The organism is Halosimplex halobium (genome assembly GCF_051414055.1).
GTDB classification, from domain to species: Archaea; Halobacteriota; Halobacteria; order Halobacteriales; family Haloarculaceae; genus Halosimplex; species Halosimplex halobium.
Genome location: NZ_JBLKNX010000017.1, coordinates 99,316 through 125,920 on the forward strand (window position 1 = coordinate 99,316; position 26,605 = coordinate 125,920).

Consider the following 26,605-nt stretch of genomic DNA (forward strand, 5'->3'; position numbering starts at 1 on the left):
CAACAGTCGAGCCAAGAGCGTCACACCGGGCTGGCGGGACGTTGCTCCCGCGAGAAAGAGTCGGTGGCCGACGACCCTACCCGTCGGCCGGGGTGTCGCTCTCGCGAGCGAACACATGACAACGAGAGATGCACGCCGCCGTAAGTCAGGTGGCACGACGAACAGCCCGCTACCCCGTTTTACTTTCACCGGCGAAATCCGCGATTTTGCCGGGACGGGGGCTGAATCGCTTTACTTTCACTTTCACTACGCGCGTCTGGATTACCCCTTTTACGTCCCCGACATTCAGTCACGCCCGGCTATGTCGGAGAACGAGAAGGAAGTCGTCCAGATCGAAGACCGCCACGACCGGTGGCGGTTCACTTGTCCTCGTGGGCACCGTTCCTGGGAACCCACGAACCACCACTTCTGGTGTTCGAAGTGCGCCAGCGCCGAGGGCGTCGACGGCGTCTTCGACGAGCTGCGCGACAAGCGGAACGACGACCTACTCCGTCGCGACGAGGTGCGACTGCTGACGCCTGCCGGACCCTATGACCGTGATCTCGACTATCGGGAGGGATCGGCGTGACGCGCGAGTTCGTCGTCTCCGACGAGCGTCCATCGGTGAGCTACGGACCGACTCGGAATCTGGACGAGTGGGTTCTGGCGGTCACCTGCGAAGATGAGCGCGTCGAGATCGTCCTCGATGAACGAGCGATGTATGACCTGTGGGTGGAGGTTCGGGGTGTCCCCTGGCCGGACCCGCCGAAGAGTCCGAAAAACGAGCGTCTCGTCCGCCAGTTGGTCCACGCAGCCAACGGCGCCGATGAGGAGATGCTGCGGGACGCGCTCGAAGCCCTGGGGGTGCGACGATGAGCGACGACGATCTCGTCTCTATCCCGCCCAAAGAGGCGGTCGAGCTTCATCTGGATAGCCTGGAGGATACGGCCGCGGACTGGACGGAGAAGGGCCACCGGAGCCACCTCCGGGCGTGGGTGGAGTGGTGCCGCGAAGAGGGTGGTATCGACTCGATGGACGAGGTGACTGGCCGGGACATCTACGAGTTCCGGCGGTGGCGTCGTAACGGTGGCTACTCCCGCGGCGAAGACGAGTTGGCGGCCCGGACCGTCCACACGGCCCTGACGACGATACGGTCGTTCCTGCGGACCTGCGCGTCAATCGAGGCCGTCCCTCAGGACCTGTACGAGAAGGTCCAGCTACCGACCCTGAGCCGGAACGAACAGGTGTCGGACTCGTGGCTCCCGCCGGAGCGGATCCCGCCGATTCTCGACTACCTGAGCAGTTACGAGTACGCGAGTCGCGATCACGTCATCTGGGTCCTGGTGTGGCACACCGGCGCCCGGCTCGGCGCGGTCCGCGCGCTCGACCTGGGCGACGTAGAACTCGATAGCGACGAGCCCGGGCTGCGGTACCGACACCGGCCAGAGACCGGAACCCCGCTCAAGAACGACGACCAGGGGGAGCGGTACAACCGTATCAGCCAGCGAGTCGCGCGAGTCCTACAGGATTACATCGATGGGCCGCGTGTGGAAGCGACCGACGAACACGGCCGGACGCCGCTCGTGACGACGGAGGCCGGCCGTCTGTCGGCGACGTGTATCCGGAACGCGTTCTACCGCTGGACCCGGCCGTGCAAGATCGGCGAGGAGTGTCCGCACGACGAGGACCCGGATACCTGCGAGTACGCCCGTCACACCGGGATGAGTTCCTGCCCGTCCGCCCGCTCGACCCACGACGTGCGGAAGGGGCGGGTGACGAAGTACCGGAACGACGGCGTGCCGCGCGGGGTGGTCGCGGACCGTCTCGACTGTTCGGAAGAGATCCTCGACAAGCACTACGACCGAGCGAACGAGCGCGAGAAGGCAGACCGCCGATGGGAGTTCATCGACGATGAGTAACACCCAACCTGAATCCACGAAAGTACCGAATATTGGGGTTCCGAGGGCCTGCAGCGCCCATCATTTTGCGTAACGGGCAACATTTGGAAGACGGCAGTACGACGTATTTAAATCACCGCCCGTTTTGCCGATTTGATTTCATCACGTTCCGTGATGGGGGTCACCGACGTCGTGCGGTTCGCTAAGATTTAGATGACAGCGAGCGAGGGTACTGGTCTGGAGTCATCGGGGTCGCCACATCAATCCGACCGATGGACCACTTTCACCCCGGCGTGGGCACATTTAACATTGCCGTGGGAGACGACATGACTGTCGAATACTATGCAGAGAAAGACCCAGCCGGTTGCAGGTTTGTTACCGGAATTCGGAGGGTTCCCCACAGGAGGTTTCTAACATCATGCGTATTGCCCACGCCGCCGACATCCATCTCGGTCACCGCCAGTACGGCCTCAAACAACGGGAAACGGACGCTCGCCTGTCGTTCCAGCACTTCCTGTCGCAGGCGCGCGAGCGAGGCACGGACGCGATTCTGATACCGGGCGACCTCTTCGACTCCAGAGACATCCGCCCGCAGACGCTCCAGCAGACCGAAGCGTTACTCGAGGACGTCGAGCAGCCCGTCGTCGTCTCGCCCGGCAATCACGACGAGAACATGAGCCGTCGGCGGGATCTGACGTGGCTGGAGTACCTGAACGACAAGGGGCTGATAACGCTTCTATCGGCGGAGCTATCGGGCGACCGGGCAACCTTTGCGCCGACGGACGTCACCGATCCGCGGCAGGGAGGAGGCGGCTACGTGGACCTCGAAGGCGACGACGAGGTCGTCCGTTGCTTCGGCCTCCAGTACCGGGGCGCGTACATCGAGCGCGACCTCCCGAACGTCGCGGAGGGCATCGAAGCCGTGAACCAGAGCGAGGGGGAACCGGACACGACGATTCTCCTCGCTCACTTCGGCGTTGACGACGCAGTCCCTGACCTGGGAGCAAACGTGGCGCGTGCGGCCCTCACCGATCTCGAAGGCTTCGTCGATTACCTCGCCCTCGGCCACATCCACAAGCAGTTCGAGAGCGGGACGGTGGCCCGGAACCCCGGCAGCCTGGAAGCGTTCGATATCCAGGAGGGACGGTGGGACGACAGCCACGGCTACTACGTCTACGACACCATCGCCGACACCGCCGAACATCAGCTTTCGAAGCGCCGCCCGTACCACACGCTGAACTTCGACGTGTCCGGGTACCGCACGTTCGAGGATCTTCGCGCCGACTTCGAAACGGAACTGGAGAACGCGCGGCCGGACGTCGAAGACGTCTGTCAGCGCGATGTCCACCGCGACGGCCGAGGGAACCGGCGGGACCCGGTCATCAACGTCCGCTTCGAGGGGACGCTCCTGCTCGACCACACCACGTTCGACGTCGAGACGCTCACTGACCTCGCCGAAGACAAACTGGACGCGCTGTACGTCCAACCGACGAACCACACCGAACGGAAGGCTGTTCAGGACCTGCTCGGCGACCTCGAGCGCGGCGAGGCGTTCAACCCGGACGGGACCGTCAACACCGACGCTCTCCAGGAGCGGGTGTTCACGACGATCGCCGGCGAATCCAGGTACAGCGCGGAAGCGGAAGAGGTCGCGGAAACGCTGGATCACGTCGAGGGGCTGGTCAACGAGGACGGACAGGGCGTCGCGGAGGTCGCGGACTACCTCCGGGAGCGGCGTCGTGAACTCTTCCCGGAGGGACCCGGAGAGGCGTCCGACGCGGAGAACACGGACGACGCGACGAACGAGGTGAGTTCCGAATGAGTATCGTCATCGATCAGGTCACGCTGGAGAGCTTCAAGAGCTACGGCGACGAGACGACGATCGACCTGGGGAACGGCGTGACGGCCATCCTCGGCGACAACGGATCTGGAAAGAGCACTATTCAGGAGGGGGTCGGGTACGCGCTCTTCGATACCCACCCCTTCCGAAATCAGGATCGGTTAGTCCGCGACGGCGAGAGTTCCGGACACGTCGAGGTTACGTTCACGAACCGAGCGACGGGAGAGACGTACACCGTTCGCCGCTGGGCGGGACGGTCGAAGTACGACGTCTTGGACGAGAACGGCGATAACCTCGGGTTGGACACGAACAGCGAGGTCAAAGACTGGATCTGCAACCAACTCGGTATCGACAACCCCGACGACCTGTCCGAAGCATGGGAACGGAGCGTTGGCGTTCCGCAGACGGATTTCCTCTCGGACTTCACCAAGACAGAGACCGAGCGAATCGACACGTTCGACCCGCTGTTCGACATCGAACGATACCGGGAAGCCTACAAGTCACTCGGCGGGCTGGAGGAGGAGTTCGAGGGCGACATCGATGAACTCGAAGAGGAGATTACGCGACTCGAAGCCAAGCTCGAGGATCTTCCCGAGGTCAAGGACGAAGTAGAGGAACACGAGGAGGCCGTGGAAGAACTGGAGCAGAAACTCCAGTCGCTCGACGAGGAGATTCAAGAACTCGAGGAGGAGGAAGAAGAGTTGGAGGAACTCGAGGACAACCTCCGGGAAGCCAGGCAGGAACTGGAGTCTCTCGAAGAGACGAAGATTCCCGCGCAGCGGGATGCTCTCGAAAAGGCGAAGGAACGGCGTGAGGAGGCGAAAGAAGCGAAGGAGATTATCGAGGATATCGAGGACGACTACCAGCGCCACGAGAACGCGCAGGACCGACTCGGCGATCTCGAGGAAAAACGCGACGAGCGTGACCAGCTGGAAGACGATCTTTCCGACCTCGGGGGTCAGATCGACCGTCTGAAAGACCGGATCAGTCGCCACAAGCAGGACTTACGAGAGGTACGAGAGGCACGGGAGACGGTCGAGGAACTGGAACCCAAGAAAGACCGGTACGAATCACTCGAGGAACAGATCAGCGACCTCGAAGACGACGAGGACCGCATCGAGGAGATAGACGAGCGGCTAGAAGAAATAGACGACGAGATAGAGGAACTGGAAGCGGAAGCCGACGAGATCGAAGCGGAGATAGATGACGCCGAGGCGAACCGCGAGGAAGCCGAGCGGCTTTCTGACCTCCAGGAGGAGCGGCAAGACCTCATCGCTCGAGAGCAGCGGCTGGAGAACGAGAGGGATAATCTCCGCGACCAGAATCAGGAACTCCGCGAGCTCGACCTGGACGAGGAGTCGGAAGTGTCCTGTCCGACGTGTGACCGGCCGGTCACGCCCGACCACCGCGAGAAGGTCATCGAGCGAAACGAGGGCCGGATCGAGGAAATCACCGAGGACGAGCTCCCCGAGGTAGAGGGAGATATCGAACAGATTGAAGAGGAAATCGAGTCGGCACAGGACGCTAAGGAAGCAGTCGATGAAATCCCGCGGTTGGAAGACAAACTCGAACGTGTCGAAGGGGAGATCGATGACCTCCGCGAGGAGAAACAGGAGCTCCGAGACGAGCGAGACGAACTCGAGGACGAAGTCGCAGCACTGCCGGAAAAGCGAGACGACCTGGACGACCTCGAAGGCGTCGTCGATGACTACCACACGGCGAAGGCCACGGTCGAAAGCGCCGACGACGTCCCGGAGAAGCTCCGCGACACTCGGGACGAGCTGGGTGAGAAACGCGTCGAGTACCGCGAACTCCGGGACGACTTAGCGGAGTACGAGGGACTCGACGACGAGATCGACCGCGTTAAAGAGGTCATCGACGAGACGGCGGACGCTCACACGAAGTACGTCAAGAACGAGGACGAAGCGGCGAAGCTCCCCGACCGCCGGCAGGAAGTTGAAGACGAACAGGAGGAACTCAAGGAACTGAAATCGGAACGCGACGACGTCGAGGATCGCGTCGAGTCGCTTCAGGAGGAGTTCGACGCCGAACGACTCAACGAGGTCCAGGAAGAGCTCGGGGAACTGAACACGCAACACGCCAAGACCGAGCAGAAACTCGACGACGCGCAGGAAGACCTCGAAGAGGCTCGAGACGAACTCGCGGAACTCGAAGAGAAGCAGGAGCGCAAGCAGGGCCTCGAAGACGAAGTCACCGAGTTAGAGCGCGACCAGGAGTTCGCTCGGTGGGCGCGCAACAGCCTCCAGCAGGGTGCCGAAGACCTGCGCGACCTCATCACCAGCGAGATCGGCGACCGCGCGAACGCCATCTTCCAGCAGCTCCGCGGCAACCCGACGGAGACGCTCGTCTGGGACAAGACGTACAACCTGCGCGTTCGCGTCCGCGGGCAGAACAAGCCCTTCGACACGCTCTCGGGTGGCGAGAAGATGGCCGCCGCGCTGTCCGTCCGGCTCGCAATCCTCGAACAGCTGGCGTCCGTCGGCGTGGCGTTCCTCGACGAGCCCACCGCGAACCTCGACCAGCAGAAAAAGCAGAACCTCGTGAACCAGCTGGACGACCTCGACCAGCTCAACCAGCTCCTCGTCGTCAGTCACGACCGGACGTTCGAGTCGATGACCGAGCGGACGATCGAACTCGAGAAGGACGAGGACCGTGAGGTGACCCGGGTGGTGTCGGAGTAATGCCGTTCCATCCCGAAGCGGTCCTCGACGACCTCCGCGACCATGCTGGGGAAATCCGGGAATTCGCCGAGGACGAGGAAGAGACGGTCGAGCGATATCGTGAAGCGTTACGCGACGCGCTCGAGGAGCACAACGCGACCCCGCTCCGGGCGGAACTCGGGCCGGATCGGTATCCGGGCGCCCTGCCGACCGACGAGTGGGACGAGAACGACTCGCCGGTCGTCGGGTTCGACGAGTCCGCCGCGTGGGACAACCACGAGGCGGTGAACGAGTACGCGAAGGACGTGCTGGAGGGCGTGACGACCATCGCCGCCGACGGGTCGGAACTCGGGCCGGCGGACGAGTTCACGGTTCCGCTCGGGCTGGTGCAGGTCGCCTGGAACGCGAACCACCACCACGAGAACGGCGACTACGAGGAGGGACTCGACGCCCGCATCCTCGGCCCGGAAGCGGTTACTCAGGAATCGGACGAGGAAGACGGCATCAGATACACCGACGGGCGGGCACCCGGGCACGAACGCTACCGCGACGAGGGGGAGACGGTCATCGACTGCATCGAGGCGTTCGCCGACCTCGACCCGCCGCCGGTCGTCATCTACGACGGGCCGCTCGTGCCCACCTTCGCCAACACGTACTCGCCGGAAGTTCGGGACAGCTACTACCGGCGGACGATGTCCCGGGTGCTGGCCGCGAGCGAGCACCACGGCGTTCCGGTCGTCGGCTACTCCGCCGGCAGCAGTCGGACGAACGTAGCGAAACTGCTCCGCCGAACGTACCGCGACCGGCTGGGAGACGAACAGTTCGTCGCGGACTCCCGCATCCTGGAAGGGTTCACCGAGAACTGGGGCGACCGCTCGCAGGCCTTCGTCCACCGGCAGGACGGGACGATCGACGCTATGGAGTGCAGGTATCGTGGCGAGGAGTACGAGTTCGCCACCGACGTGCTGTTCGGGTACCTCGACATCCCCGACGGGGACGCGATGGACTACCTCGAGTTCCCGGGATGGGTGCTCCGCGACGGCATCGTCGAGTACGTGTTCGACGTCGTCCGCGCGGAGGCCGGCATCGGCCGCGGCTATCCGGAGATCGTCCAGCAGGCGGACGCGAACGCCGTGCTCGACGCCGACGCGAAACGGCGATTCCTCGCCCTCGTCCAGAACTTCGCCGAGGAGGAGGGCCTGCCGATCGAGTGGAACGCCAAGAACCTGAGCAAGGAGCGCCGCCGCCGATGAACAGTCGATCCGACCGCTTCACCCGAAACCCATCACTATGACACAGAACGAGTCTTCCTCAGAGGAACCGGCACTCACGGAGAGCGATCTCACGCTCGGCACAGTCGCGGAGTCGCACTCCCAAATGGACTACGTCGTCGAGGTGTACCGGGAACGGGAGCGCGAGCGACCGCCGGAGAAGCAGGACTACGAGTTCGGTCAGCCGGTGTACAGCACGACCACAGTTCGTGGGAACGAGTACGCCGTCGTCGGCGTCGTCTACGACTCCCAGCTCGTCGATCCGGACCAGGGGCGCGAGGGACCGCGCCTCTCGAACCCCGACCAGGAGATGTTCGTCCCGGGATACGTGGACGAGAAGCGAACGCTGCTCGGCGTCGCGTTCCTCGGGTTCGCGCGACTCTCGTCCCACACGGAGGGTGACGGATACAGCCTCGCCGACGTCGAACAGGAGATGCCGCGGTGGACGCTCGACATCGACGATTCGGTGTCCACGCTCTCGACCGAGGGGTTCCGGCAGTTCCACTTCCCCGAAGGCTCGCTCCGCGTGCAGTACTACGACCGGCTCATCTCCACGGCCGACCGCTTCGGAGCTGAAGTGACCCTCTCACTGATCGATCGCCTCCGGAGCGACACGCCCGCAGACGAGGACATGCTGGACGTCATCGAGCAGAAGGTCCGCTGGGAAGCGAACTCGGATCGGGGGGTCGTGCGATGAGTGGCGACGTACCCACGCCGCCCACCAGCCGGGACGTCGCCGCAGCGTCGGACACCGTGGTGGGTACCGTCGAGAAGCCCGGCGACTCGGCTGACGAGTTCCAGTTCATCGTCCCGAACGACATCGACGTTCGGACGGGAGAGTTCGTCGTCTACGACACCGTCGTCGAAGGCGAACAGCGCGACGTCCTCGCTCGCGTCACGAACACCGAACAGGAGCGGGGCCTGCCGGGTGACTTCCTCGCGGATCCGGCAGTCGAACCGGACGAAATTGCGGGAGCGCTCGGCGTGCCAAGCGGCGACGTAGAGATCGACCGCGTGACCGCCCGGACCGTCGGGTACTTCGACGAAGACCTGGAGACGTTCACGAACCCCCGGTCGCTCCCAGACCCGGGATCGAGGGTTCACCTCGCGGACGACGAGTTCCTCGAGGCGGTCCTGCCCAACGCCGACTGGCAGAGCGACAGCGGACTCGCGCACGTCGGGTGGCTGCTCAACCGGCCGGCCGGCGACGCGAACGTCTTCCTCCCGGTCGACGACTTCTCCTCGACACACCTCGCCATCCTCGCCTCGACGGGCAGCGGGAAGTCGTACACGGCGAGCGTCGTCATCGAGGAGATGATGCGCCCGCAGTCGCGGGCGGCGATGCTCGTCTTCGACCCGCACGGCGAGTACGACACGCTCCCGGACGTGCGCAAAGACGAGCACGCGTCGGTGTTCAGGGATGGCGACTACACGCCCGAGGTCAACATCATCCAGCCGGACGAGATCAACATCGCCATCCCCGACCTCAACTACGGCGACCTGCTCGCGCTGCTCGACGGTCCGAGCGACCGGATGAAGTACGTGCTCCACGACGCCTGGCGGAACCTCCAGGAAGAGAGCAACGACATCAGCGTCCACGATATCGTCGCCGAGTGCTACCACGTCGATGGCGAGGACAGCGACACTGCGAGCGCGCTCGAGTGGCGCCTCCAGCGGGCGCTCGGTCGGGACCTGTTCGTGCGTGCAGCCAGGGAGGAGTTGACTGACCTCGTCGCTCCGGGACAGGTCACCGTGCTCAAGTTGAACCGGCTCTCGGAAGAGGACCAGCAGATGCTCGCCGCCGCGCTCCTCCGGAAGCTCTACGAGGCGCGCGAGCGGGCGATGCGCGGTGACGACGACCGACTCGACTTCCCGCTGTTCACATTGTTGGAAGAAGGCCATCGGTTCGCTCCCGACGGAAACGCGCGGTCCCTCGGCATTCTGCGGACGATCCTTTCCGAGGGCCGGAAGTTCGGATTCGGCGTCGGAATCATCTCACAGCGCCCGTCCAAACTCGACGCCGACGTACTGTCGCAGTGCGGCACGCAGGTCATCATGCAGATTCAGAACCCGAACGACCAACAGGCGATTCGTCAGTCCGTCGAGAGCGCCGGCGAGGACGTCCTCGATGAACTCCCGGGGCTAACGCCCGGGCAGGCAGTCATCGCGGGCGACGCGATGAACACGCCCGTGCTGGCTCGGATTCGGGAACGGCACACTCGACACGGAGCGGAGAGCCTCGAGGCGACGCAAGAGTGGCGTGACAGCTGGGACGAGTACAGGGAAGAGCAGGAACGCGGAGTTACCGAGGCCTACGACGACGATGAGGAAGTCGATGACACGCCGCTCTGAATGGCCTGACGACTACCCCTCGAACTGTTCGTTCGAGTCTGGATCGGTTCACCCTCTATGTGAGTTGATTAGTGTCCGGGGGTGAGGTGAATACGTCTACAGAACTCCTCCCAACTCACCCAGACCGAACAGCGACCAATTGTCGCCCACGTCGTCAGCGAGCCCATCGACGAACCCGCTTTTCGAGAACAACGCGAATTCCTCGTCGCGCGTGTCCGGTCCCCAGCGAACACGCTCGGCTTTCTCCCGCAGCTGCGACACGAGGGGCGGACCAACCGGCTCGCCCGTCCAGTTCCACTTCCGCTTTCCGACGTTGTAGATATCCAGCATGATCTCCCGGATATGCTTGACCGTCCCGTCGCCGTCCACGTACCGCTCCGACGCGAGAAGGCGACGCGAGACGAAAAACAGAAGACGCACACGTATTCGGCCGTTCCGATCACCCTCACCGCCAACCTCGACGGCGACGAATACACGGTCACGCCAACCCTCATCGAAGCGTTCGGCCGCTCACCTCAGGACCAGGATCTCGACCTCCTGCTCGAAAAGCACGGCCCGGGGAAACTCGCGGCCACACTCACGTACGCGATTCCATACGCCGAGGGAGAGATGTCAGATCGAGTGGCTGCCCGAGAACTCGATCTCCAGCACGCTTTCGCCATCGCTGTCTTGCAGGCCCTCCGGGAGGTCGTCCTCGACATGAAGCCAGTCGATCCGTACTTCGAGGACATTCGGAGTGCCCGGGAGCAACCGCTCGAGACAGGGGATTGAGAAACCGAGGTGCGTGAGGACTCTAGCCATCCGAGGCCACCAAGAGAAAATATTGGTTTTTCGTAGGAAAGTATTTTTGCCACTGGCCGATTAGTCGCTAGCATACATGACCACCGTCGACGCCCCTGACGAACTCTGGGAAGGGGACGTGAATGAGGCCGCCATCGAGGAGTGGAAATCCGACACGACCACGTTTGACCGGGTCCGGAGCGTCATCGACGTCACCACCGAGCTACGGACCGTCAGCACGATTGCCGATCGCGCACGCGTGAGTGAGCCGACTGCGAGGAAATACCTCACTGCGCTGGCGGAAACGGGCCGCGTCAAAGCAGTGAACACGGACTCTGGAACCCGCTACATGCGGGCTCCACAGATGCTGGCCATGCGGCGTATCTCGGCCATCCACCGCGAACACACCAAGAGCGAAATCCGGGACGCCATCCAGAATCTCAAGGAAGAACTGAGCGACTTCCGAGAGCAGTACGACGTGACTGACGTCGATGAACTCGCTCTCGAACTGGACCCCGGCGACGACGGCTGGCAAGACGTCACCCGCTGGCAACAGGTCGAACAGAACCTCGAGATCGCACAGGCAGCACTCTCGCTGTACGACTTCGACCCCGACGACAGCCAGTCCGCTGCTGCTCGTGCCACAGATTCCAGTACCGTCGTCCAGGGCTCGACGCGTGAGCGAGGAGCGCTCAGTGACGACACCGAGCAATCGACGGCATAGATGGAGCCCGACGCAGATATCGAGGGTGAAGTCGGGCCGCTCGACGATACGGCGTTGGAACAGATCCGAGAGGAGTTCACGGGGTTAGATGGCCTCGTTTCGGAAGCAGGGTTCGACAGCCTGCTGGATCCGACGGAACTCGTCGTTCGCCTCGATGACGGGATCGGAGACGCAGACTGGTGCCGGTTCGACGTGCGGTGGTACCGAAGGGGATACTACAATTTCCACCACACCGACGAGCGGGATGTTGACTTTCGGTTCGACTTCCATCCGAAACCAGACGCTCCGGACAAGCACTTTCACGAACCGCCTGACGCCCCGTCAGAGAACCCGCCGCGCTCCTGCATCACCGTTACCGAGCCGAAACTGGTGACACGAGCCGTCCACAGTCTCTGGCGTCGCGCATACGAAACAGAATCCTTCGAACTGCTGAACGAGGCGGACAATCCACCCTGAACGGCTTCTACCCTCTCTGGCGCGAGTTCAGCTGGCCAGAGTTCTCTCTGTGACGCTACAGTGCTGGCGTATCGCGTTTCGTCAGTGCACGATGGTCGATACGTAACTAGCCGGGCAGCATTCGCCGATGGCGAGGTACTCGATGTATTGTTGTGTGGCAATCCTCAGAAGATTCTGTCGCCTGCAAAAATGGAGAGCGGCAGCGGTTCGATTACAGGTCGTCCAGGTAGTCCCTCCGCTGTTCCATCTTCTCCCGCTCCGACCTGCGGTCGTAGTGCTGCTCGATCACTTCGGGGCTGACGTTGGCCCGGTCGCTGACCACCTTATCCGGCGATCAAACGCAGCGCCGTTGTTCCCGTTCGATGCTCGAACGACGGGGGATTTCCCCCGGGTTCGCGTACAACCAAACAGTCGGCAACTCAGAAAACCAGTCGTAGATTAAAGCCTGTCGAACGAGTCGATCACGTCGCTCGTCGAGTACGTACTGACCAGATTCTGCTCGTCGAAGTCGGAATCATCACTCCAGATGGCTGCATCGCTGGCTATGGCACACGCCAGATAGAGCACGTCGTCGGGATCGGTGTTGCCGATCGCCTCGTCTGCTCTCTCGATAGCCGGATAGAAATCGTCGGCGGGGACGACTTCGATGTACTGGAACAGGAGGTCGATGAACTGTGTCACTCGGTCCGGCTCCATCCCGGACTTCTCCACGATCAGCCCCTCGTAGTTTTCAACCTCGTCGTAGACGAACGCGGGCGTCAGGAGGCCGGGTTCGAGTGTGACGATGAGCTCCCGCGTTTTCGAATCGGCGACGAGGGCAGAGATGACGACGTTTGCGTCGACGACCAGCTTCATTCGTCCTGCTACGCCGATTCCCCGTCGACGCGCTCGCGTCCGCTCTCGTTGATCTTGTCGGCGATCTCCTGCACGTCACCCTCTGTGAGTTCGCTCTCACTGGTGAGTTCGTCCATCACTTCGAGCGCCTCGATTTTCTCTTCGATGGCCTGTCGCGTGACCTCGCTCCAGTTGATCTCCGGGTGCTCGTCCATGCGCGCTTTGAGATCGTCGTCCACGTTGACCGTGATAGTCGGCATACAGGGAACTATGTGAACACAGAATACTGTGTGTTTCGGTGATCTCGGTTATGCCGATTTTGACTGCCTCGCCTCTGAAAGGACGATTCGTTCGCAGTCGAACCGGTGCCTGCAGCGTCCGTCTTTCGAGGGATCGGTGCCGTTCGGCAGTGGTTGATCGGTCTTCTGCCGATCGGCCGAATACTCCGCGCGAAAGAGAGGACCACTTTCACTCCGGGCTAGGCTGGCGTATAAGTACCCAACGTCGAATGCCGAGCACGTGAACGGACAGTTTCCGACGCTGGACCCCGGCGTGACGTATCTGGACGACGACGGCGCACCGGCGGCGCTGTACCGGCTCGTCGGCCACCACCTGTCCGGGACGACGGAGGCCTACTGGCTGGACGCCCGGAACGCCGCCGTGCCGACGGCGATCAGGGAGCACGCACCCGGACGGGCGAGCCGCTCGCTGCGGGTGGCTCGGGCATTCACCGGGTACCAGCACTACGAACTCGCGCGCTCGCTCCCCGGTGAGGTCTCGCCGCGGACCGGGCTGGTCGTCGCGCCGAACGTCGGGTCGCTGTACGCGGACGACGACCTGCCCGACTACGAGGCCGAGACGATGGTCGAGGCGACGCTGGCACTGCTCGCGGAACTCGCGGGGGCGCTGGAAATCCCGGTGGTCCTGACCGCGACGACCTACCGCGACCGGGTCAGAGATGTCGCCGACCGGAGTATCGAGGCCGAGCGGACGCGGGCGGGACTGCGCTTCGACGGCGCGTCCGTCCGGACGGACCTGTACTGGCACGACTGGGGGTTCCAGACCACCATCCCCTACTGGGTCGACCTGCTCGGCGCGGACGAAGCCGACCCGGTGGCGGTCGGAACCGGCGCGACCCCGGGGGTGTGACCGATGGGCCGGACCGCACACACCGTCCGCGAGCAGATCGACGACCTCGAACGGGAGTGGCAGCCCTTCCGGCGGTCGCTCCGGCGGCGCGACCGGCCGGCGTTCGACGAGCTGTTCGAGCGGGCCCGGAGCCACGCCGACGCGGCGAGTCAGCAGGCCCCGCGGGACCCCTGGCGGGCGTTCGTGATGGCCGTCCTGCTCTCCCAGGAGCGGGAGGTACAGGCGCTCCGGGACGACATCGAGGCGCTCCGGGACGACATCGAGGCGCTCCGGGACGACAGCGATTCGGTCGGGGACGACGAGGGATCCCGTGACGATGGCGATCACCGTTGATATCCGCGACGACGGGACGCCCGTCCGCTGGGAGGCCGACGGACGAGGTGCCGTCCCGGTGGCCGACCCCGACTACCGGCCCGCGCTCGTCGCGGCGGCCCGGGACGACCGGACGCGGTACCTCGACTGGCTGCGGGACGAACTCGCCGCCGACCCGAAGGTCGCAGCCATCGACGACGACCGGGCGTTCACCCAACTCGGGGCCGACGACCGCTCGCCGGTCCTCCGGATCGCCGTCGAGCGGGTCGACGAGGTTCGGCAGGTCGCCCGGGAGATCAGGCAACGCGAACACCGCGACCACGCGCCCGGGGCGGTCCGGCTGTTCGACGTGGACCTGGACCCGGGGTTCCGCTACTGTCTCGACACGAGGACCGACCCGCTACCGGACCGGGAACTGCGGACGCTCTCGCTGTCGCTCCCGACGGCGGCGCTCGCGGCCGACGACCCGACCGGGCTGACCGTCGACGGGGAGCCGGCGGGCGACGACGCGGCCGCCGTCCGCCGGCGGGTGCGGGACGCGCTCGCCGAGCGGGACCCGGACGTGCTCGTTCTGTCGTCGGCCGACCTGGTGCCGCTGCTCGCCGATCTGGGACTTGACCTGGGGCGACGGTCGGGCTACCGGCGGCTCGCCGGCGAGACCACGGTCACGAGCTACGGGAAGACGCTCCACTCGCCGGCGCGGTTCGCCGTCCCCGGCCGGGCGGTCGTCGACCGCTCGGCCAGCTTCCTGCTCCGACACTCGGCCATGCCCGGACTGCTGTACTTCGTCGAACAGACCGGGAAGCCGCTGGCGGAGGTCGCGAAGGACAGCATCGGGGGCGTCCTCACGGCGCTGGAAATCCGCCGCGCCCGGGAGCGGGACGTGGTGGCCCCCTGGCAGAAGCGCCAGACCGAGCGCTGGAAGTCGCTGGAGACCCTGTCGAACGCCGACCGGGGCGGGTTCACGTTCCAGCCGGAGGCCGGCGTCGTCGAGGGGGTCCACCAGCTGGACTTCGCGTCGCTGTTCCCCAACATCATGCGCGAGCGGAACGTCTCGCCGGAGACGGTCGACTGCGACTGCCACGACAACGACGCCGTGCCCGAACTCGACTACAGCATCTGCGAGGAACCGGGCTTTCTGGGCGACGTGCTCGGCGGACTGCTCGACGACCGCCAGCGGTGGAAGCGGCAGCTCCGTGCGGGCGAAGGCGATACCGATACCCTGGCGGCGAAGGTCGAGGCGGTCAAGTGGGTGCTCGTCTCGTGTTTCGGCTACCAGGGGTACAGACACGCCAAGTTCGGGCGCATCGAGGCCCACGAGGCCATCAACGCCTACGCGCGGGAGATCCTGCTGACGGCCAAGGAGCGCCTCGAAGCGGCCGGCTGGCAGGTCGTCCACGGCATCGTCGACAGCCTCTGGCTCCGGGCCGACCCCGACCGCGAGCAGACGCCGGTCCGGACGGTCGCGGCCGAGGTGACCGACGCCGTCGGGATCGAACTGGAGTACGAGGGGCGGTTCGACTGGATCGCGTTCTGCCCGCGCAAGCGGGCCAGCGGGTCGGCGCTGATGCGGTACTTCGGCCGGTGGGCCGACGGCGGCGACGACCCCTACAAGTTCCGGGGGATCGAGGCGCGACAGCGCAGCACGTCGGCGTTCACCGCGGCCGTCCAGCGCGACCTCGTCGCGGCCTTCGACCGGGAGCGCGACCCGGAGGCGGTCTGTGCGCGGCTCGCCCGCCACCTCGCGCGGCTCCGACGGGGGGCGGTTTCGGCCGACCGACTCACGGTGACCCAGCGCGTCTCGAAGCGGGCCGACGAGTACCGGGGGGCCACCCGGGCGAAGGCGGCGCTCGAACGGGCGGCGTCGCTCGGCGTCGAGCGCCATCCCGGCCAGTGCGTCGAGTACGTGGTCGTCGACGACGAGGCGGCGGGCCGGGAGCGGGTGCGGCTCGCCTTCGAGGACGGTGACGCCTACGACCCGGCGTTCTACGCCGACCGGCTGGTCCGGGCCTGCGAGAGCGTGCTCGGCCCGCTCGGGTGGGACGAGGGGGACGTGCGACGGGCGCTGGCCGACACGCGCGACGCGACGCTCTCCTCGTTCGGCGACTGACAGCCCACCCCTCAGTTGCTGCGGCGTTCCCGGACCAGTTCGTCGGCGGTCCGGACGGCGTCGGCCACCCGGCCTGGCGTGGCGTCGACGGGCTCCAGTTCCATCCCGTGCTCGCAGGCGACCTCGCCGACGGCCGCCAGGTCGTCCTCGCCGACGCCCAGCTCGGCGAGAGTCACGTCCAGATCGATCGCGAAGAGGAGGTCGAGCACCTCCGAGACGGTGTCGGGGTCGGCGTCGCGGACGACGAGTTCGGCGACGGTGCCGAAGCCGACGAGCAGGCCGTGGGGCTCGCGGACGCCGGCGTTGGTGAGGCCGATCTGGACGGCGTGGGCGCCGGCGGTGCCGCCGCTCTCGAAGCCCAGCCCAGACAGGAGGGTGTTGGCCTCGACGACCCGCTCGACGGCGGGGGTGGCCGCGTCGCGGCGGACCGCGGCGAGGGCGCCGGTGCCGTGCTCGCGGACGCGGCGGTAGGCCTCCTCGGCGAGCGCCCGGGCGGCGAAACTCGACGCCCCGTCGGCGTCGGTGCGCCCGCCCGTGGCGGCGACGGCCTCGGCCTCGAAGCGGGTCGCGACGGCGTCGCCCATCCCGTAGGCGAGGAAGCGAGCGGGCGCTCCGGCGACGACGGCGGTGTCGACGAGGACGAGTTCGGGGTTGCGGTCGCGGTGGCGGACCTCCCGGAAGTTCCCGGCGTCGTCGTAGACGACGGCGACGGTGCTCGTGGGCGCGTCGGTGCTGGCGATGGTCGGGACGACGGCCAGCGCGGCGTCGACCCGGTCGGCGACAGCGGTGGCCACGTCCATCGCGACGCCGCCGCCGACGCCGACGACCAGGTCCGCGCCGGCGGCCGCGGCAGTGTCGACGTGGTCGTCGAGAGCGGGGTCGGTACAGCGGTCGACGCCCGCGGCGGTGTGGGCCACTTCGATCCCGGCGTCGGCCAGGCCCGCCGAGACGGCGTCGCCGGCGGTCGCCAGGGCGGTGTCGCCCCCGAGGACGTAGGCACGCTCGGCGTCGAGACGGTCGAACTCGGCGCCCGCGTCGTCGAGGGCGCCGCCCCCCTGGACGTAGGCGCGCGGCGAGACGAAGCGTCGGTGCATGCCCGGGGGTGGTCCGGCGTGGCCGTTAAACGTTCGGGAGCTATCGTCGCTCGCGAGAGCGACGCGCGAGGGCGCGGATCGACAGCGCGGCCCGCTCCGGACAGACGGTAAGGTATAAGCGGCTCTGCGGACGTTCGTGGGGTATCAGCGCATGTCGGGAGACACGCCGGCGGCGGGCGACGGTTCGGGCGGATCGGGCGCCGGGTCGGGCAACGAGTCCGCCCTGGCGAGGTACTTCGGGTTCGCGGAGCACGACACGGACCTGACGACGGAGGTCCTCGCGGGGGTGACGACGTTCCTGACGATGAGCTACATCGTCGTGGTCAACCCCTCGATCCTGACCGGGGTCCCCGGCGAGAAACCCGGCATCGTCATCGACGGGTACGCGCCGGGGGAGGTCGAGCAGATGCTGGCGGTGACGACCATCCTCGCGGCGTCGGTCGCCATCTTCGTGATGGCCTTCTACGCGAACCGGCCGTTCGCGCAGGCGCCCGGCCTGGGCCTGAACGCCTTCTTCGCGTTCACCGTGATCGGCGCGCTGGGGATCCCCTGGGAGACGGCGCTCGCTGCGGTCGTCGTCGAGGGGGTGATCTTCATCGCCCTCACCGCGATCGGCGCCCGCGAGTACATCATCGAACTGTTCCCGGCGCCGGTGAAGTTCTCCGTCGGGACGGGGATCGGCGTCTTCCTCGCGATGATCGGGCTCCAGGAGATGCGGCTGGTCGTCGACGACGGGGCGACGCTCGTGACGCTGGGCTCGGTCGCCTCCGACCCGGTCGCCATCATGTCCGTCATCGGCCTGTTCCTGACGCTCGCGCTCTACGTCAAGGGGACGCGGGGCGCGATCATCCTCGGGATCCTCGCGACGACCGCGGGCGGCTACCTCGTCGAGGCGGCGGGGCTGGTCGGCGGCGGGACGCTCACCGCGAGCATCCCCCAGCCCCAGTACGACATCACGCCGCTGGTCGGTGCCTTCCTCAGCGGCTTCCAGAACGTCGACGCCTTCGCGTTCGCACTCGTCGTGTTCACGTTCTTCTTCGTGGACTTTTTCGACACCGCGGGGACGCTGACGGGCGTCTCCCAGGTCGCGGGCTTCCTCGACGAGGACGGGAACCTGCCCGAGATCGACAAGCCGCTGATGGCCGACGCCATCGGGACGACCGTCGGCGGGATCATCGGCACCTCGACGGTGACGACGTTCGTCGAGTCGGCCACGGGGGTCCAGGAGGGCGGCCGGACGGGGATGACGGCGCTGGTCGTCGGCGTCCTCTTCCTCGCGGCGCTGGCGGTCGTGCCGCTCGCTGCCGCGGTCCCGCTGTACGCCTCCCACATCGCACTCGTGGTCGTCGCACTCCTGATGCTGCAGAACGTCGTGAAAGTCCAGTGGGACGACCTCACCCACGCGATCCCCGCGGGGTTGACGGTCATCGTCATGCCGCTGACGTTCTCGATCGCCTACGGCATCGCCGCGGGCATCGTCAGCTACCCGATCGTCAAGGCCGCCCGGGGCGAGCGCAAGGACGTGCGACTGGGCCAGTGGGCACTGGCCGCCGCGTTCGTCGTCTACTTCGCCGTCCGGACCGGCGGCGTGCTCCAGACGGTCGCCTGAGCGGCGCAGTCAGAGTTTTCCGGAGAAGCTACCCCTCGACCACGAGGTCGACGTAGTCGAACGCCGCCACGTCGACGAGGCCGCTGTTCGTCAGCCGGTACTCGGGGATGACCTCCAGCGCGAGGAACGACAGCTCCATCAGCCCGCCCTCGGGGTCGACGCCGACCGCCTCGGCGGCCGACTCGACGGCGGCGAACTCGTCGGCGACGGTCGCCAGCGGCTCGTCGGACATCAGCCCCGCGACGGGGAGCGCCAGCGACGTGACCGAGTCGCTCTCGGGGTCGTAGACGGCGACCCCACCCTCGACCTCCCGGAGGTGGTTCGCGACGCGGGCCATCGCCGCGTGGTCGGTCCCCGCGACGATGCAGTTGTGGGCGTCGTGGGCGATCGTCGACCCGACCGCGCCGCGGTCGAGTCCGAGGCCGTGGACGAACCCGCGACCGATCCCCCCGTCGCCGCCGTGGCGCTCGATGACGGCCATCGGGAGCACGTCGGCGTCCGCGTCCGCGCGGAGGACGTGCGGGTCGTCGCCGACTTCGTTCTTCTCGGAACCGCCGGATAGCGGCCCGACCGGTACCTCGGCCTCCATCCGCGCCGTCTGGATGCCGCCGACGGCGTCGACGACTCTGACCGTCACCGGCCCGTCGCCGTCGTGCTCGACAGCCAGATCCGCGGCGTCGACGGGGTCGAAGCGGACGGTGTCGGTCGCCAGTTCCGAGGTCGGCGGCTCGGCCCGTCCCTCGGTGGGGTCGACGACGCCGTCGACGACGACGTGCTCGACCGACCACGATTCCAGGTCCGAGAGGACGACCAGGTCCGCGGGGGCGCCGGGCTCGATCCGGCCGAACGGCAGGTCGTAGGCCTCGGCCGTGTTGATCGTCGCCAGCTGGACGGCCTCGACGGGGTCGACACCGTGGTCGATGGCCGCCCGGACGGCGTGGTCGACGCCGCCCTCGTCGACCAGATCGGTCACGTCGCGGTCGTCGGAACACAGCGAGAGCCGCCGGCTGTCCACCTCGTCGACCAGATCCACGAGGTCGGCGAGGTTCTTGCTCGACGACCCCTCGCGGAGGTAGACGCGCAGGCCCGCCCGGACCTTCTCGCGGGCCTCGGCCAGCGAGATGCTCTCGTGGTCGGTGTCGAGGTACCGCGCGACCGCCTGCAGGTCGTCGCCGGTGACGCGGGGGGCGTGGCCGTCGACGGTGAGTCCGCGCTCGCGGGCGGCGCGGACCTTCGCGTGGACCGATTCGTCGCCCGCCAGCAAGCCGGGGATGTTCATCACCTCGGCGAGGGCGACCACCTCGTCCAGACCCAGCAGTTCGCGCACCGCCTCGACGCCGACGGTCGCGCCGCCGTCCTGGAGGTGGCTGGCCGGGACCGACGAGGAGACGCCGAACCGCGCCTTCAGCGGCGTGTGCCGGGCGTCGGCGACGACGTTCCGGATCCCCTCGGCGCCGAGGACGTTGGCGAGTTCGTGGGGGTCGTGGACGACGCTGGTCACGCCGCGGGGGACGACCGCCTCGCCGTAGCGCGGCAGCGTCACCATCGACGACTCGACGTGCATGTGGGCGTCGATGAGGCCCGGCGCGACGTACGCCCCCTCGATCTCGCGGTCGGCCGGGCGCTCCGCGAGCGCGACGATCTCGCCGTCCTCGACTGCGACGGCGCCCTCCTCCAGCCGGCCGGTGTTCACGTTGACGAGCGTGCCGCGCACGAGCAGGTCGACGGCGTCGCTCACCGGGCCCACCTCCCGGTTCGACCCGCCGTGCGACCGCGACCGCGAGTGACAGCAGTCATATGTCGCGATAGGCCGAGCCGCCACTAATAGGTGCGCAAGTACGGCGAGGCGACGTCGGGCCAGGGGGCCGTCGCCGTAGGGGAACGACCGGCCGGGTCGCGAACGCTTTTCCGCCGGAGCGCCCACTCGAACGTATGACCGGATCAGACCGTATCGTCGTGTTGAACCAGCCCGCACACGGGGTCCCCGCGAGCGAGTACGCCGCGGAGCTCCGGTCGCGGCTCCCGAGCTACCACGTCAAACTCCCGCGGACGGAGGGGGAGACCCGCGAGGCGGTCGGGGCTGCCCGCGTCGTCACCGGGATGCACATGGACGAGGAGCTGCTCGCGCGCGCCGACGACCTCGAACTGTTCGCCGGCGGGTCCGCGGGCGTCGGGCACCTGCCGCTCGACGCCTTCCGCGAGCGCGGCGTCGCCGTCACGAACGCCTCGGGCGTCCACGGCCCGAACATCGCCGAGCAGGTGGTCGGCTGGCTGCTGGGTTTCGCCCGGCGCCTCGACGAGGGGTGGCGCCGCGAGCAGACCAGCACGTGGCAACACTTCCGCGGCGGCGAGTTCCAGGGGTCGACGGTGACCGTCGTCGGCATGGGCGCCATCGGCGAGGCGGTCGTCGAGCGCCTGGAGGGGTTCGGCGTCGAGACGATCGGCGCCCGCTACAGCCCGGAGAAGGGCGGGCCGACCGACGAAGTCGTCGGGTTCACCGACGACGAATCCTTCCAAGGTGCGCTCTCGCGGTCGGAGTACGTCGTCGTCGCGGCGCCGCTGACCGACGAGACGCGCGGGCTCGTCGGCGAGGCCGAACTCGCGGCGATGCCGACCGACGCCGTCCTCGTCAACGTCGGCCGGGGCCCCATCGTCGACACGGAGGCGCTGGTCGACGCGGTCCGCGGCAACAAGCTCGGCGGCGCGGCGCTGGACGTGACCGACCCGGAGCCGCTGCCCGCCGACCACCCGCTGTGGGAGTTCGACAACGTCCGCATCACGCCCCACAACGCCGGGTCGACGCCGAACTACTGGGAACGACTGGCCGACATCCTGGAGACGAACCTCGAACGCATCGAGGAGACTGGCAGCCGCGACGGCTTGCGGAACCAGGTCGTCGCGCCGGGCGGAGAATAGCCGACGGGGCGCGCTCGGCCATGGGGCGCGCACGCCACCGGCAGCTACTTTTCCGGTGGTTCCCTGGCACGGGTATGACCGACGGCGACGAGTCGCGGCTGTATCCCAACCGCGGCCGGCGGGGCGGGTCCGGCGACGACCGAACCGTCGACGAGTCGGCCGGAGACGGACGGGCCGGAAACCGGGCGAGCGTCTCCCGCCGCGGACTGCTCGCGGGGTCGGCGACCGCCGGTGCGGCGCTCGCGGGGTGTTCGAGCGGACCCGACGACGGGACGGCGACCGGAACCCCGGCCGAGGGCGACGCCAGCGGCGATGACACCGTCTTCGTCTTCAATACGGGCGACGCGACTGTGAGCCTGATCGACCCCCGCCGGGACGAGGTGGTCGCCACCCAGCACGTCGGCCTCTCCTCGTCGTTCCCCTCGAACCAGTACGCGCCCGAGCTGACGACCGCTCCAGAGGACCCGCTGTGGCTCAACGTCGGCCGCGGCGTCCGCGCCCTGGCGGCGGGGTCGCTCTCGGAGGTCGCTCGCGTCGAGACGGGGTCGGGGTCGAACTGGCAGGAGCTGGCGCCCGACGGGTCGACCGTCGTCGTCAGCGCCCGCGAGCCCGCCCACCGGAACCTCCTGGTCGACGCCGACCGCGACTCGGGGACCTTCGGGGAGGCCCTCGCGGAGATCGACCGGACCGACGAGGGCGGTCGCGGCGACCGCGAGGGGCCGGGTCCCTGCGACGTGACGGTCCACCCGGACGGCGCCGTCGCCTACGTCCCCGACCTGTTCGGCGACACGCTGACCGTCCTCCGGCTGGACCCGTTCGGGATCGAGACGCAGGTCGACGTCCCGGCCGCCGAGGGTGACAGCGGCGATGACGGCAACGGCGGCGACGCCGACCCGTCGGCGCCGTGGATGGGGACGGTCGCCCCGAGCGGCGACCGCCTGATCGTCGAGCATCGGACGGGAACCGAGAGTATCTGGGACACGAGCGACCCCGCCGACCCGGAACTGCTGGCGCAGTTGACGCCCGCTGACGGGCTGGGCGAGGGCGCGCTCACCAGCGAGGTCGGCCCCGAATCGCGGTACGGCTACGTGTTCACGCCGGGGACCGACGACGTGTCGGTCGTCGACATCGAGGCCGGGGAGGTGTCCGGCCGCATCGACCTCGGCGGGGCGGCGTTCGCCGGCACGTGGGACCCCGGTCGGGAGAAACTGTACGTCCCGGTCCAGACGAACGACGAGGTGGCGGTGATCGACGCGGAGTCCCGGGAACTCATCGAACGGATCCCGGTCGGGGCCGCACCCTACGGCGCGACGGCAGCACAGGTCCGCCCCGAACCCGACGGGTCGGCGAGCCTGCTCGCGGCGATGGCCGCCGTCGGCCTGGACGTGGGGGAGGCCGAGACCACCTACTGCATCGGCAACTGCGCGTGCGGCCACCGGCTGTAGCGCGGTCGCGGCGGTCGTCCCCACGATGCCGGTCGTCGAGTGTGCCCGGACAACCGCTCAGGCCTTCTCGATCCGGTAGGGATGGTCGACCTTGAACGCGCTGTAGGCCAGCACGCCGTGGGCGAGGAGCATGACCGCGAGAAAGACGACGTTCCACAGCGGGTTGTTGTACCAGATCAGGTCGATCCCCCAGGAGCCGTCGATAAAGGGCCACAGCGGCTCGATGGCCGTCGAGATGTCCGGGGCCGAGAGCATGTCGGCGAAGATGTGGCTCAGCCAGCCGACGAGGACGGCGCCGGCCGCGAACACGAACATGCTCGAGGCGTCGAACCGGTCGCCGTGGACCCACCCGTCGACCCGGTCGGTGAGCAGCCAGGCGGCGAGCCCGCCGGCGACGAGCGCCGCCGCGACGGCGAAGATCACGGTGTGCGTGACTCCGTGGTGGTGGACGGCGTCCGGGAACGCCATCGCGAGGTACTTGTCCACGTCGGGCATCGGTGCCACGACGGCGGCGATGGCGACGAACACGGCGCTGACCCGGTCGTGCCAGACGAACCACGCCGGGAGCGTCCAGAGCAGCGCCATCGCTACGTGTCCCATGACGTCGACCATTGTGACCGCGTTTGGGCACCGAACGGAATAGCCCGGCGGCCTGCAGGCGCAACCGGATCACCGAATATTCCGGCCGAGAAACACTACCCCGCAGAATCTCGTTCGCGGAGCGCCGCCAGTTCCGCGCGGGTGTTGACGTTCGTCGTCGCCGCGGCCAGCGGCGCGTCGACCGCCTCGGCCGCGACCCGCTCGACGGCGAGCCCGTCGAGCAGCGCCATCAGCGCGTCGCCCGCCGCGAGGTCCCCCAGCGCGCGGTCGAGCGCCGAACGCCGGTAGAGCGCGTGCAGCGGCTGGTCGTAGCTGTCGACGACCGGGACGACGGCGTCGACCCGGTCCCCCCGGTCGGCCGCGACCGGCTCGGTGTCCGCGCCGGGTTCAGTAGCCGCGTCGGTCGTGGGGAGCCGGTCCCGGAGCAGTTCGATGCTCTCCGGCGAGACCAGCGGCATGTCGCAGGCGCAGGCGAACAGCCACGGCGCGTCGGTCGCCGCGACCGCGGCGGCCAGTCCCGCGAGCGGCCCCGACAGCGAGGGGTCGTCCCGGACCGGCTCGACGGGACTGTCCCCGACGGCGTCGCCCAGCCGCTCGGCCTGCTCGTCGGTCGCGACCGAGAGCAGCGGCGGGCCATCGGTCGCCGCGGCGACGGCGTCGACGGCGCGGGCGACGAGCGGTCGCCCCTCGAAGGTCGCCAGCGCCTTGTCCGCGTCGCCGAAGCGGGTGCTCCGGCCGCCGGCGAGGACGACGCCGCGGATACGCGGACGCTCCGGGTCGCTCATGCCTTCCTCTGGTGCGGCCTCGGATTTGTGGCTGTCCATCGGGCGCGGCCGCATCCGAGCCGCGAGCGGCCGCTGGCATCGGAGCGGCGGTAGGCGACCGAACGGGTGACGCGGAATTTACAAGCCGTCGGCCCGCCGAGTACGGGTATGCAGGTCCTGGGGATCGTCGGGCCGTCGGACTCGGGCAAGACGACGCTGGTCGAGCGGCTCGCGGACCGGCTCGCCGACCGCGGGCGCGTCGCGACGGTCAAACACCTGAAGACCGAGCCGACCGTCGACACGGAGGGCAAGGACACCGCCCGCCACCGCGCCGCCGGCGCCGACGCCACCTACGGGATCACCGACGACGCCGGCTGGTTCGCCACCGGCGCGGAGCGGTCGCTGACCGGGACCCTCGACGAACTGGCCGCCGACCACGACTACTGTCTCGTGGAGGGGTACAGCGACCGGCCGCTCCCGACGGTCGCGCTCGGCGGCCGCGACCACGCCGGCGAGACCGTGGCGACGGCCGCCGAGGCCGACGCCGTCGACCTCGACTCGGTGATCGCGGCCCTCGACGACCTGGAACCGTACGAGTCGCTCGGGTCGCTCGTGGCCGAGGTGAAGCGCTCGCCCGACGCCCGCTACGCCGGCGCCGTCGCGACGTTCACCGGCCGCGTCCGGGCGCAGGACGGCCCCGACGACGAGCCCACCGAACACCTGGAGTTCGAGAAGTACGACGGCGTCGCCGAGGACCGGCTGGCGACCATCCGCGAGGAACTGGAAGCCCGCGACGGGGTGCAGGAGGTCCGTATGCACCACCGCACCGGCGTCGTCGAAGCGGGAGAGGACATCGTCTTCGTCGTGGTGCTTGCGGGCCACCGCCGGGAGGCCTTCGAGACCGTCGAGGACGGCATCGACCGGCTGAAAGACGAGGTGCCGCTGTTCAAGAAGGAGGTCACCGTCGACGACACCTTCTGGTCCCACGAGCGGCCCGAGCGGTGAGCGGCGGCCGTGACCGCGACAGACGCATTCGGGCGTGACGCTTTTTGAAGACGGCCGCGTACCCCGAGGGGATGGAGAACACACGTTCGACCTCGGACCCGGGCGAGTCGGTGTTCGAGGTCGAGTTCACGATCCGGGACTCGAAGTACCCGTTCGTGGGCGCCTCGGAGGCGGAGGCGTGCCGGTTCGAACTCGCCGAGATGGTCCCCCGGCGGGACGAGGAGTACGCGGAGTTTTTCGACGTGGCGGGGACCGACGCGGAGCGGATCGCCGAGGGGGCCGAGGCGTTCGAGACGCTGGAGGCCAGGGTCATCGAAGAGTGGGACCGGGGCGGCCTCGTCGAATTCGTGGTCGACGGCGACTGCCCGGCGATGGCGCTGGCCGAGCGCGGCGCGCTCCCGCGGAAGGTCCGGAGTACGGACGGGAGCGGGCGCATCACGGCCGAGATCCCGCCGCCGTACGACCCGGGGGCGGTCGTCGACTCGTTCCTCGATGCCGTCCCGGAGGCCGACCTGGCCGCCAAGCGCCGGGTCGACTCCCTGACGCCGCTGTTCTCCGACGCCCCCCTCCGGGAGGCGCTGCACACCCACCTCACGGACAGGCAACGCGAGGTGCTCCGGGCGGCGCTGGAGGCGGGCTACTACGAGTGGCCCCGCGAGGCCACGGGCGAGGAAGTCGCCGAAGGGCTGGGGATCTCCTCGGCGACGTTCTCCGAACACGTCCACGCCGCCGAGCGCAAACTGTTCGCCGCGATGTTCGACGCGACCGACCGGTGAAGTGACCCCG

At 67.7% G+C, this 26,605-nt stretch carries 24 protein-coding genes and 3 pseudogenes; 19 read left to right on the forward strand and 8 right to left on the reverse strand.

What is annotated here, in order from left to right; translation table 11 throughout:
- Window positions 1-301 precede the first annotated feature (301 nt).
- The 8 genes from ACMGFG_RS17915 (at window position 302) to ACMGFG_RS17950 (ending at window position 10,021) form a co-directional block, all read left to right on the forward strand.
- Window positions 302-568: a hypothetical protein gene (locus ACMGFG_RS17915; RefSeq protein WP_135363863.1), complete on the forward strand. Its 267-nt coding sequence runs from the start codon at window positions 302-304 to the stop codon at window positions 566-568.
- Window positions 565-855, forward strand: coding sequence for a hypothetical protein (locus ACMGFG_RS17920; protein ID WP_436931688.1), 291 nt, complete (start codon window positions 565-567; stop codon window positions 853-855). Before ACMGFG_RS17915 ends, ACMGFG_RS17920 begins: the two co-directional genes overlap by 4 nt.
- Window positions 852-1,898 (forward strand): tyrosine-type recombinase/integrase, encoded by a 1,047-nt coding sequence (locus ACMGFG_RS17925; RefSeq protein WP_436931689.1) that lies wholly within the window; start codon window positions 852-854, stop codon window positions 1,896-1,898. Before ACMGFG_RS17920 ends, ACMGFG_RS17925 begins: the two co-directional genes overlap by 4 nt.
- A 397-nt stretch (window positions 1,899-2,295) precedes the next feature.
- Window positions 2,296-3,699: a metallophosphoesterase family protein gene (locus ACMGFG_RS17930; RefSeq protein ID WP_436931690.1), complete on the forward strand. Its 1,404-nt coding sequence runs from the start codon at window positions 2,296-2,298 to the stop codon at window positions 3,697-3,699.
- Window positions 3,696-6,419 carry an AAA family ATPase gene (locus ACMGFG_RS17935; protein WP_436931691.1) on the forward strand — a complete coding sequence of 908 codons (2,724 nt, stop codon included), beginning with the start codon at window positions 3,696-3,698 and terminating at the stop codon, window positions 6,417-6,419. The genes ACMGFG_RS17930 and ACMGFG_RS17935 overlap by 4 nt, the downstream gene beginning before the upstream one ends.
- The gene (locus tag ACMGFG_RS17940) at window positions 6,419-7,651 is read left to right on the forward strand and encodes a DNA double-strand break repair nuclease NurA (RefSeq protein WP_436931692.1); all 1,233 of its coding nucleotides are present in this window, start codon (window positions 6,419-6,421) and stop codon (window positions 7,649-7,651) included. Before ACMGFG_RS17935 ends, ACMGFG_RS17940 begins: the two co-directional genes overlap by 1 nt.
- Window positions 7,652-7,688: 37 nt before the next feature.
- Complete coding sequence (locus ACMGFG_RS17945; RefSeq protein WP_495849355.1) at window positions 7,689-8,366, forward strand: DUF8166 family protein; 678 nt, start codon at window positions 7,689-7,691, stop codon at window positions 8,364-8,366.
- Entirely contained in the window at window positions 8,363-10,021 is a 1,659-nt protein-coding gene (locus ACMGFG_RS17950; protein ID WP_436931694.1) for an ATP-binding protein, read from the forward strand. Before ACMGFG_RS17945 ends, ACMGFG_RS17950 begins: the two co-directional genes overlap by 4 nt.
- A 96-nt stretch (window positions 10,022-10,117) precedes the next feature.
- On the opposite strand, the pseudogene ACMGFG_RS17955 reads toward ACMGFG_RS17950, so the two are convergent.
- Window positions 10,118-10,312 (reverse strand): annotated as a pseudogene (locus ACMGFG_RS17955) (ATP-binding protein); the annotation flags it as partial.
- A 102-nt stretch (window positions 10,313-10,414) separates the two neighbouring features.
- Between ACMGFG_RS17955 and ACMGFG_RS17960 the strand changes: the two are divergent.
- The 3 genes and pseudogenes from ACMGFG_RS17960 to ACMGFG_RS17970 form a co-directional block, all read left to right on the forward strand.
- A pseudogene (locus tag ACMGFG_RS17960) lies at window positions 10,415-10,792 on the forward strand (DUF7437 domain-containing protein); the annotation flags it as partial.
- 106 nt (window positions 10,793-10,898) lie between these two features.
- A complete protein-coding gene (locus tag ACMGFG_RS17965) occupies window positions 10,899-11,525 on the forward strand; it encodes a DUF7342 family protein (RefSeq protein ID WP_436931695.1) in 627 nt (208 codons plus the stop codon).
- Window positions 11,526-11,981, forward strand: a complete 456-nt coding sequence (locus ACMGFG_RS17970) for a toxin-antitoxin system TumE family protein (protein WP_436931696.1) — start codon at window positions 11,526-11,528, stop codon at window positions 11,979-11,981. It begins immediately after the preceding gene.
- Window positions 11,982-12,192: 211 nt separating this feature from the next.
- On the opposite strand, the pseudogene ACMGFG_RS17975 reads toward ACMGFG_RS17970, so the two are convergent.
- The 3 genes and pseudogenes from ACMGFG_RS17975 to ACMGFG_RS17985 all read right to left on the reverse strand — a co-directional run.
- Window positions 12,193-12,312, reverse strand: a pseudogene (locus ACMGFG_RS17975) (tyrosine-type recombinase/integrase); the annotation flags it as partial.
- Between the two features lie 107 nt (window positions 12,313-12,419).
- Entirely contained in the window at window positions 12,420-12,836 is a 417-nt protein-coding gene (locus ACMGFG_RS17980; RefSeq protein WP_436931697.1) for a PIN domain-containing protein, read from the reverse strand.
- Between the two features lie 8 nt (window positions 12,837-12,844).
- Complete coding sequence (locus ACMGFG_RS17985; protein ID WP_436931698.1) at window positions 12,845-13,075, reverse strand: AF_0619 family ribbon-helix-helix protein; 231 nt, start codon at window positions 13,073-13,075, stop codon at window positions 12,845-12,847.
- Window positions 13,076-13,334: 259 nt separating this feature from the next.
- Between ACMGFG_RS17985 and ACMGFG_RS17990 the strand changes: the two genes are divergently transcribed.
- Genes ACMGFG_RS17990 through ACMGFG_RS18000 form a run of 3 tightly spaced genes read left to right on the forward strand, consistent with a single transcriptional unit; the run spans window position 13,335 to window position 16,386 of the window.
- A complete protein-coding gene (locus tag ACMGFG_RS17990) occupies window positions 13,335-13,964 on the forward strand; it encodes a hypothetical protein (protein WP_436931699.1) in 630 nt (209 codons plus the stop codon).
- A gap of 3 nt (window positions 13,965-13,967) precedes the next feature.
- Complete coding sequence (locus tag ACMGFG_RS17995) at window positions 13,968-14,297, forward strand: DUF8156 family protein (protein WP_436931700.1); 330 nt, start codon at window positions 13,968-13,970, stop codon at window positions 14,295-14,297.
- Window positions 14,281-16,386, forward strand: coding sequence for a type B DNA-directed DNA polymerase (locus ACMGFG_RS18000; protein ID WP_436931701.1), 2,106 nt, complete (start codon window positions 14,281-14,283; stop codon window positions 16,384-16,386). The genes ACMGFG_RS17995 and ACMGFG_RS18000 overlap by 17 nt, the downstream gene beginning before the upstream one ends.
- 11 nt (window positions 16,387-16,397) lie before the next feature.
- Here ACMGFG_RS18000 and ACMGFG_RS18005 read toward each other — a convergent pair whose 3' ends face one another.
- The gene (locus ACMGFG_RS18005) at window positions 16,398-17,480 is read right to left on the reverse strand and encodes an iron-containing alcohol dehydrogenase (RefSeq protein ID WP_436931702.1); all 1,083 of its coding nucleotides are present in this window, start codon (window positions 17,478-17,480) and stop codon (window positions 16,398-16,400) included.
- A 151-nt stretch (window positions 17,481-17,631) separates the two neighbouring features.
- On the opposite strand from ACMGFG_RS18005, the gene ACMGFG_RS18010 reads away from it, so the two are divergent.
- Window positions 17,632-19,089, forward strand: a complete 1,458-nt coding sequence (locus tag ACMGFG_RS18010; protein WP_436931703.1) for an NCS2 family permease — start codon at window positions 17,632-17,634, stop codon at window positions 19,087-19,089.
- Window positions 19,090-19,117: 28 nt separating this feature from the next.
- Here the strand turns inward: ACMGFG_RS18010 and ACMGFG_RS18015 are convergent, their stop codons facing one another.
- Window positions 19,118-20,827 (reverse strand): adenine deaminase, encoded by a 1,710-nt coding sequence (locus ACMGFG_RS18015; RefSeq protein ID WP_436931704.1) that lies wholly within the window; start codon window positions 20,825-20,827, stop codon window positions 19,118-19,120.
- Window positions 20,828-21,021: 194 nt separating this feature from the next.
- Between ACMGFG_RS18015 and ACMGFG_RS18020 the strand changes: the two genes are divergently transcribed.
- Both ACMGFG_RS18020 and ACMGFG_RS18025 read left to right on the forward strand, forming a co-directional pair.
- On the forward strand, window positions 21,022-22,005 hold the full coding sequence (locus ACMGFG_RS18020) for a D-2-hydroxyacid dehydrogenase (RefSeq protein WP_436931705.1): 984 nt from the start codon (window positions 21,022-21,024) through the stop codon (window positions 22,003-22,005).
- A 74-nt stretch (window positions 22,006-22,079) separates the two neighbouring features.
- The gene (locus tag ACMGFG_RS18025; protein WP_436931706.1) at window positions 22,080-23,450 is read left to right on the forward strand and encodes a hypothetical protein; all 1,371 of its coding nucleotides are present in this window, start codon (window positions 22,080-22,082) and stop codon (window positions 23,448-23,450) included.
- A gap of 57 nt (window positions 23,451-23,507) precedes the next feature.
- Here the strand turns inward: ACMGFG_RS18025 and ACMGFG_RS18030 are convergent, their stop codons facing one another.
- Window positions 23,508-24,062: a metal-dependent hydrolase gene (locus ACMGFG_RS18030; protein ID WP_436931707.1), complete on the reverse strand. Its 555-nt coding sequence runs from the start codon at window positions 24,060-24,062 to the stop codon at window positions 23,508-23,510.
- An 83-nt stretch (window positions 24,063-24,145) separates the two neighbouring features.
- Window positions 24,146-24,835 carry a molybdenum cofactor guanylyltransferase gene (gene mobA, locus ACMGFG_RS18035; protein ID WP_436931708.1) on the reverse strand — a complete coding sequence of 230 codons (690 nt, stop codon included), beginning with the start codon at window positions 24,833-24,835 and terminating at the stop codon, window positions 24,146-24,148.
- 147 nt (window positions 24,836-24,982) lie between these two features.
- Between mobA and ACMGFG_RS18040 the strand changes: the two genes are divergently transcribed.
- A complete protein-coding gene (locus ACMGFG_RS18040; protein WP_436931709.1) occupies window positions 24,983-25,819 on the forward strand; it encodes a molybdopterin synthase in 837 nt (278 codons plus the stop codon).
- A 71-nt stretch (window positions 25,820-25,890) separates the two neighbouring features.
- Window positions 25,891-26,595 (forward strand): helix-turn-helix domain-containing protein, encoded by a 705-nt coding sequence (locus tag ACMGFG_RS18045; protein WP_436931710.1) that lies wholly within the window; start codon window positions 25,891-25,893, stop codon window positions 26,593-26,595.
- Window positions 26,596-26,605 lie beyond the last annotated feature (10 nt).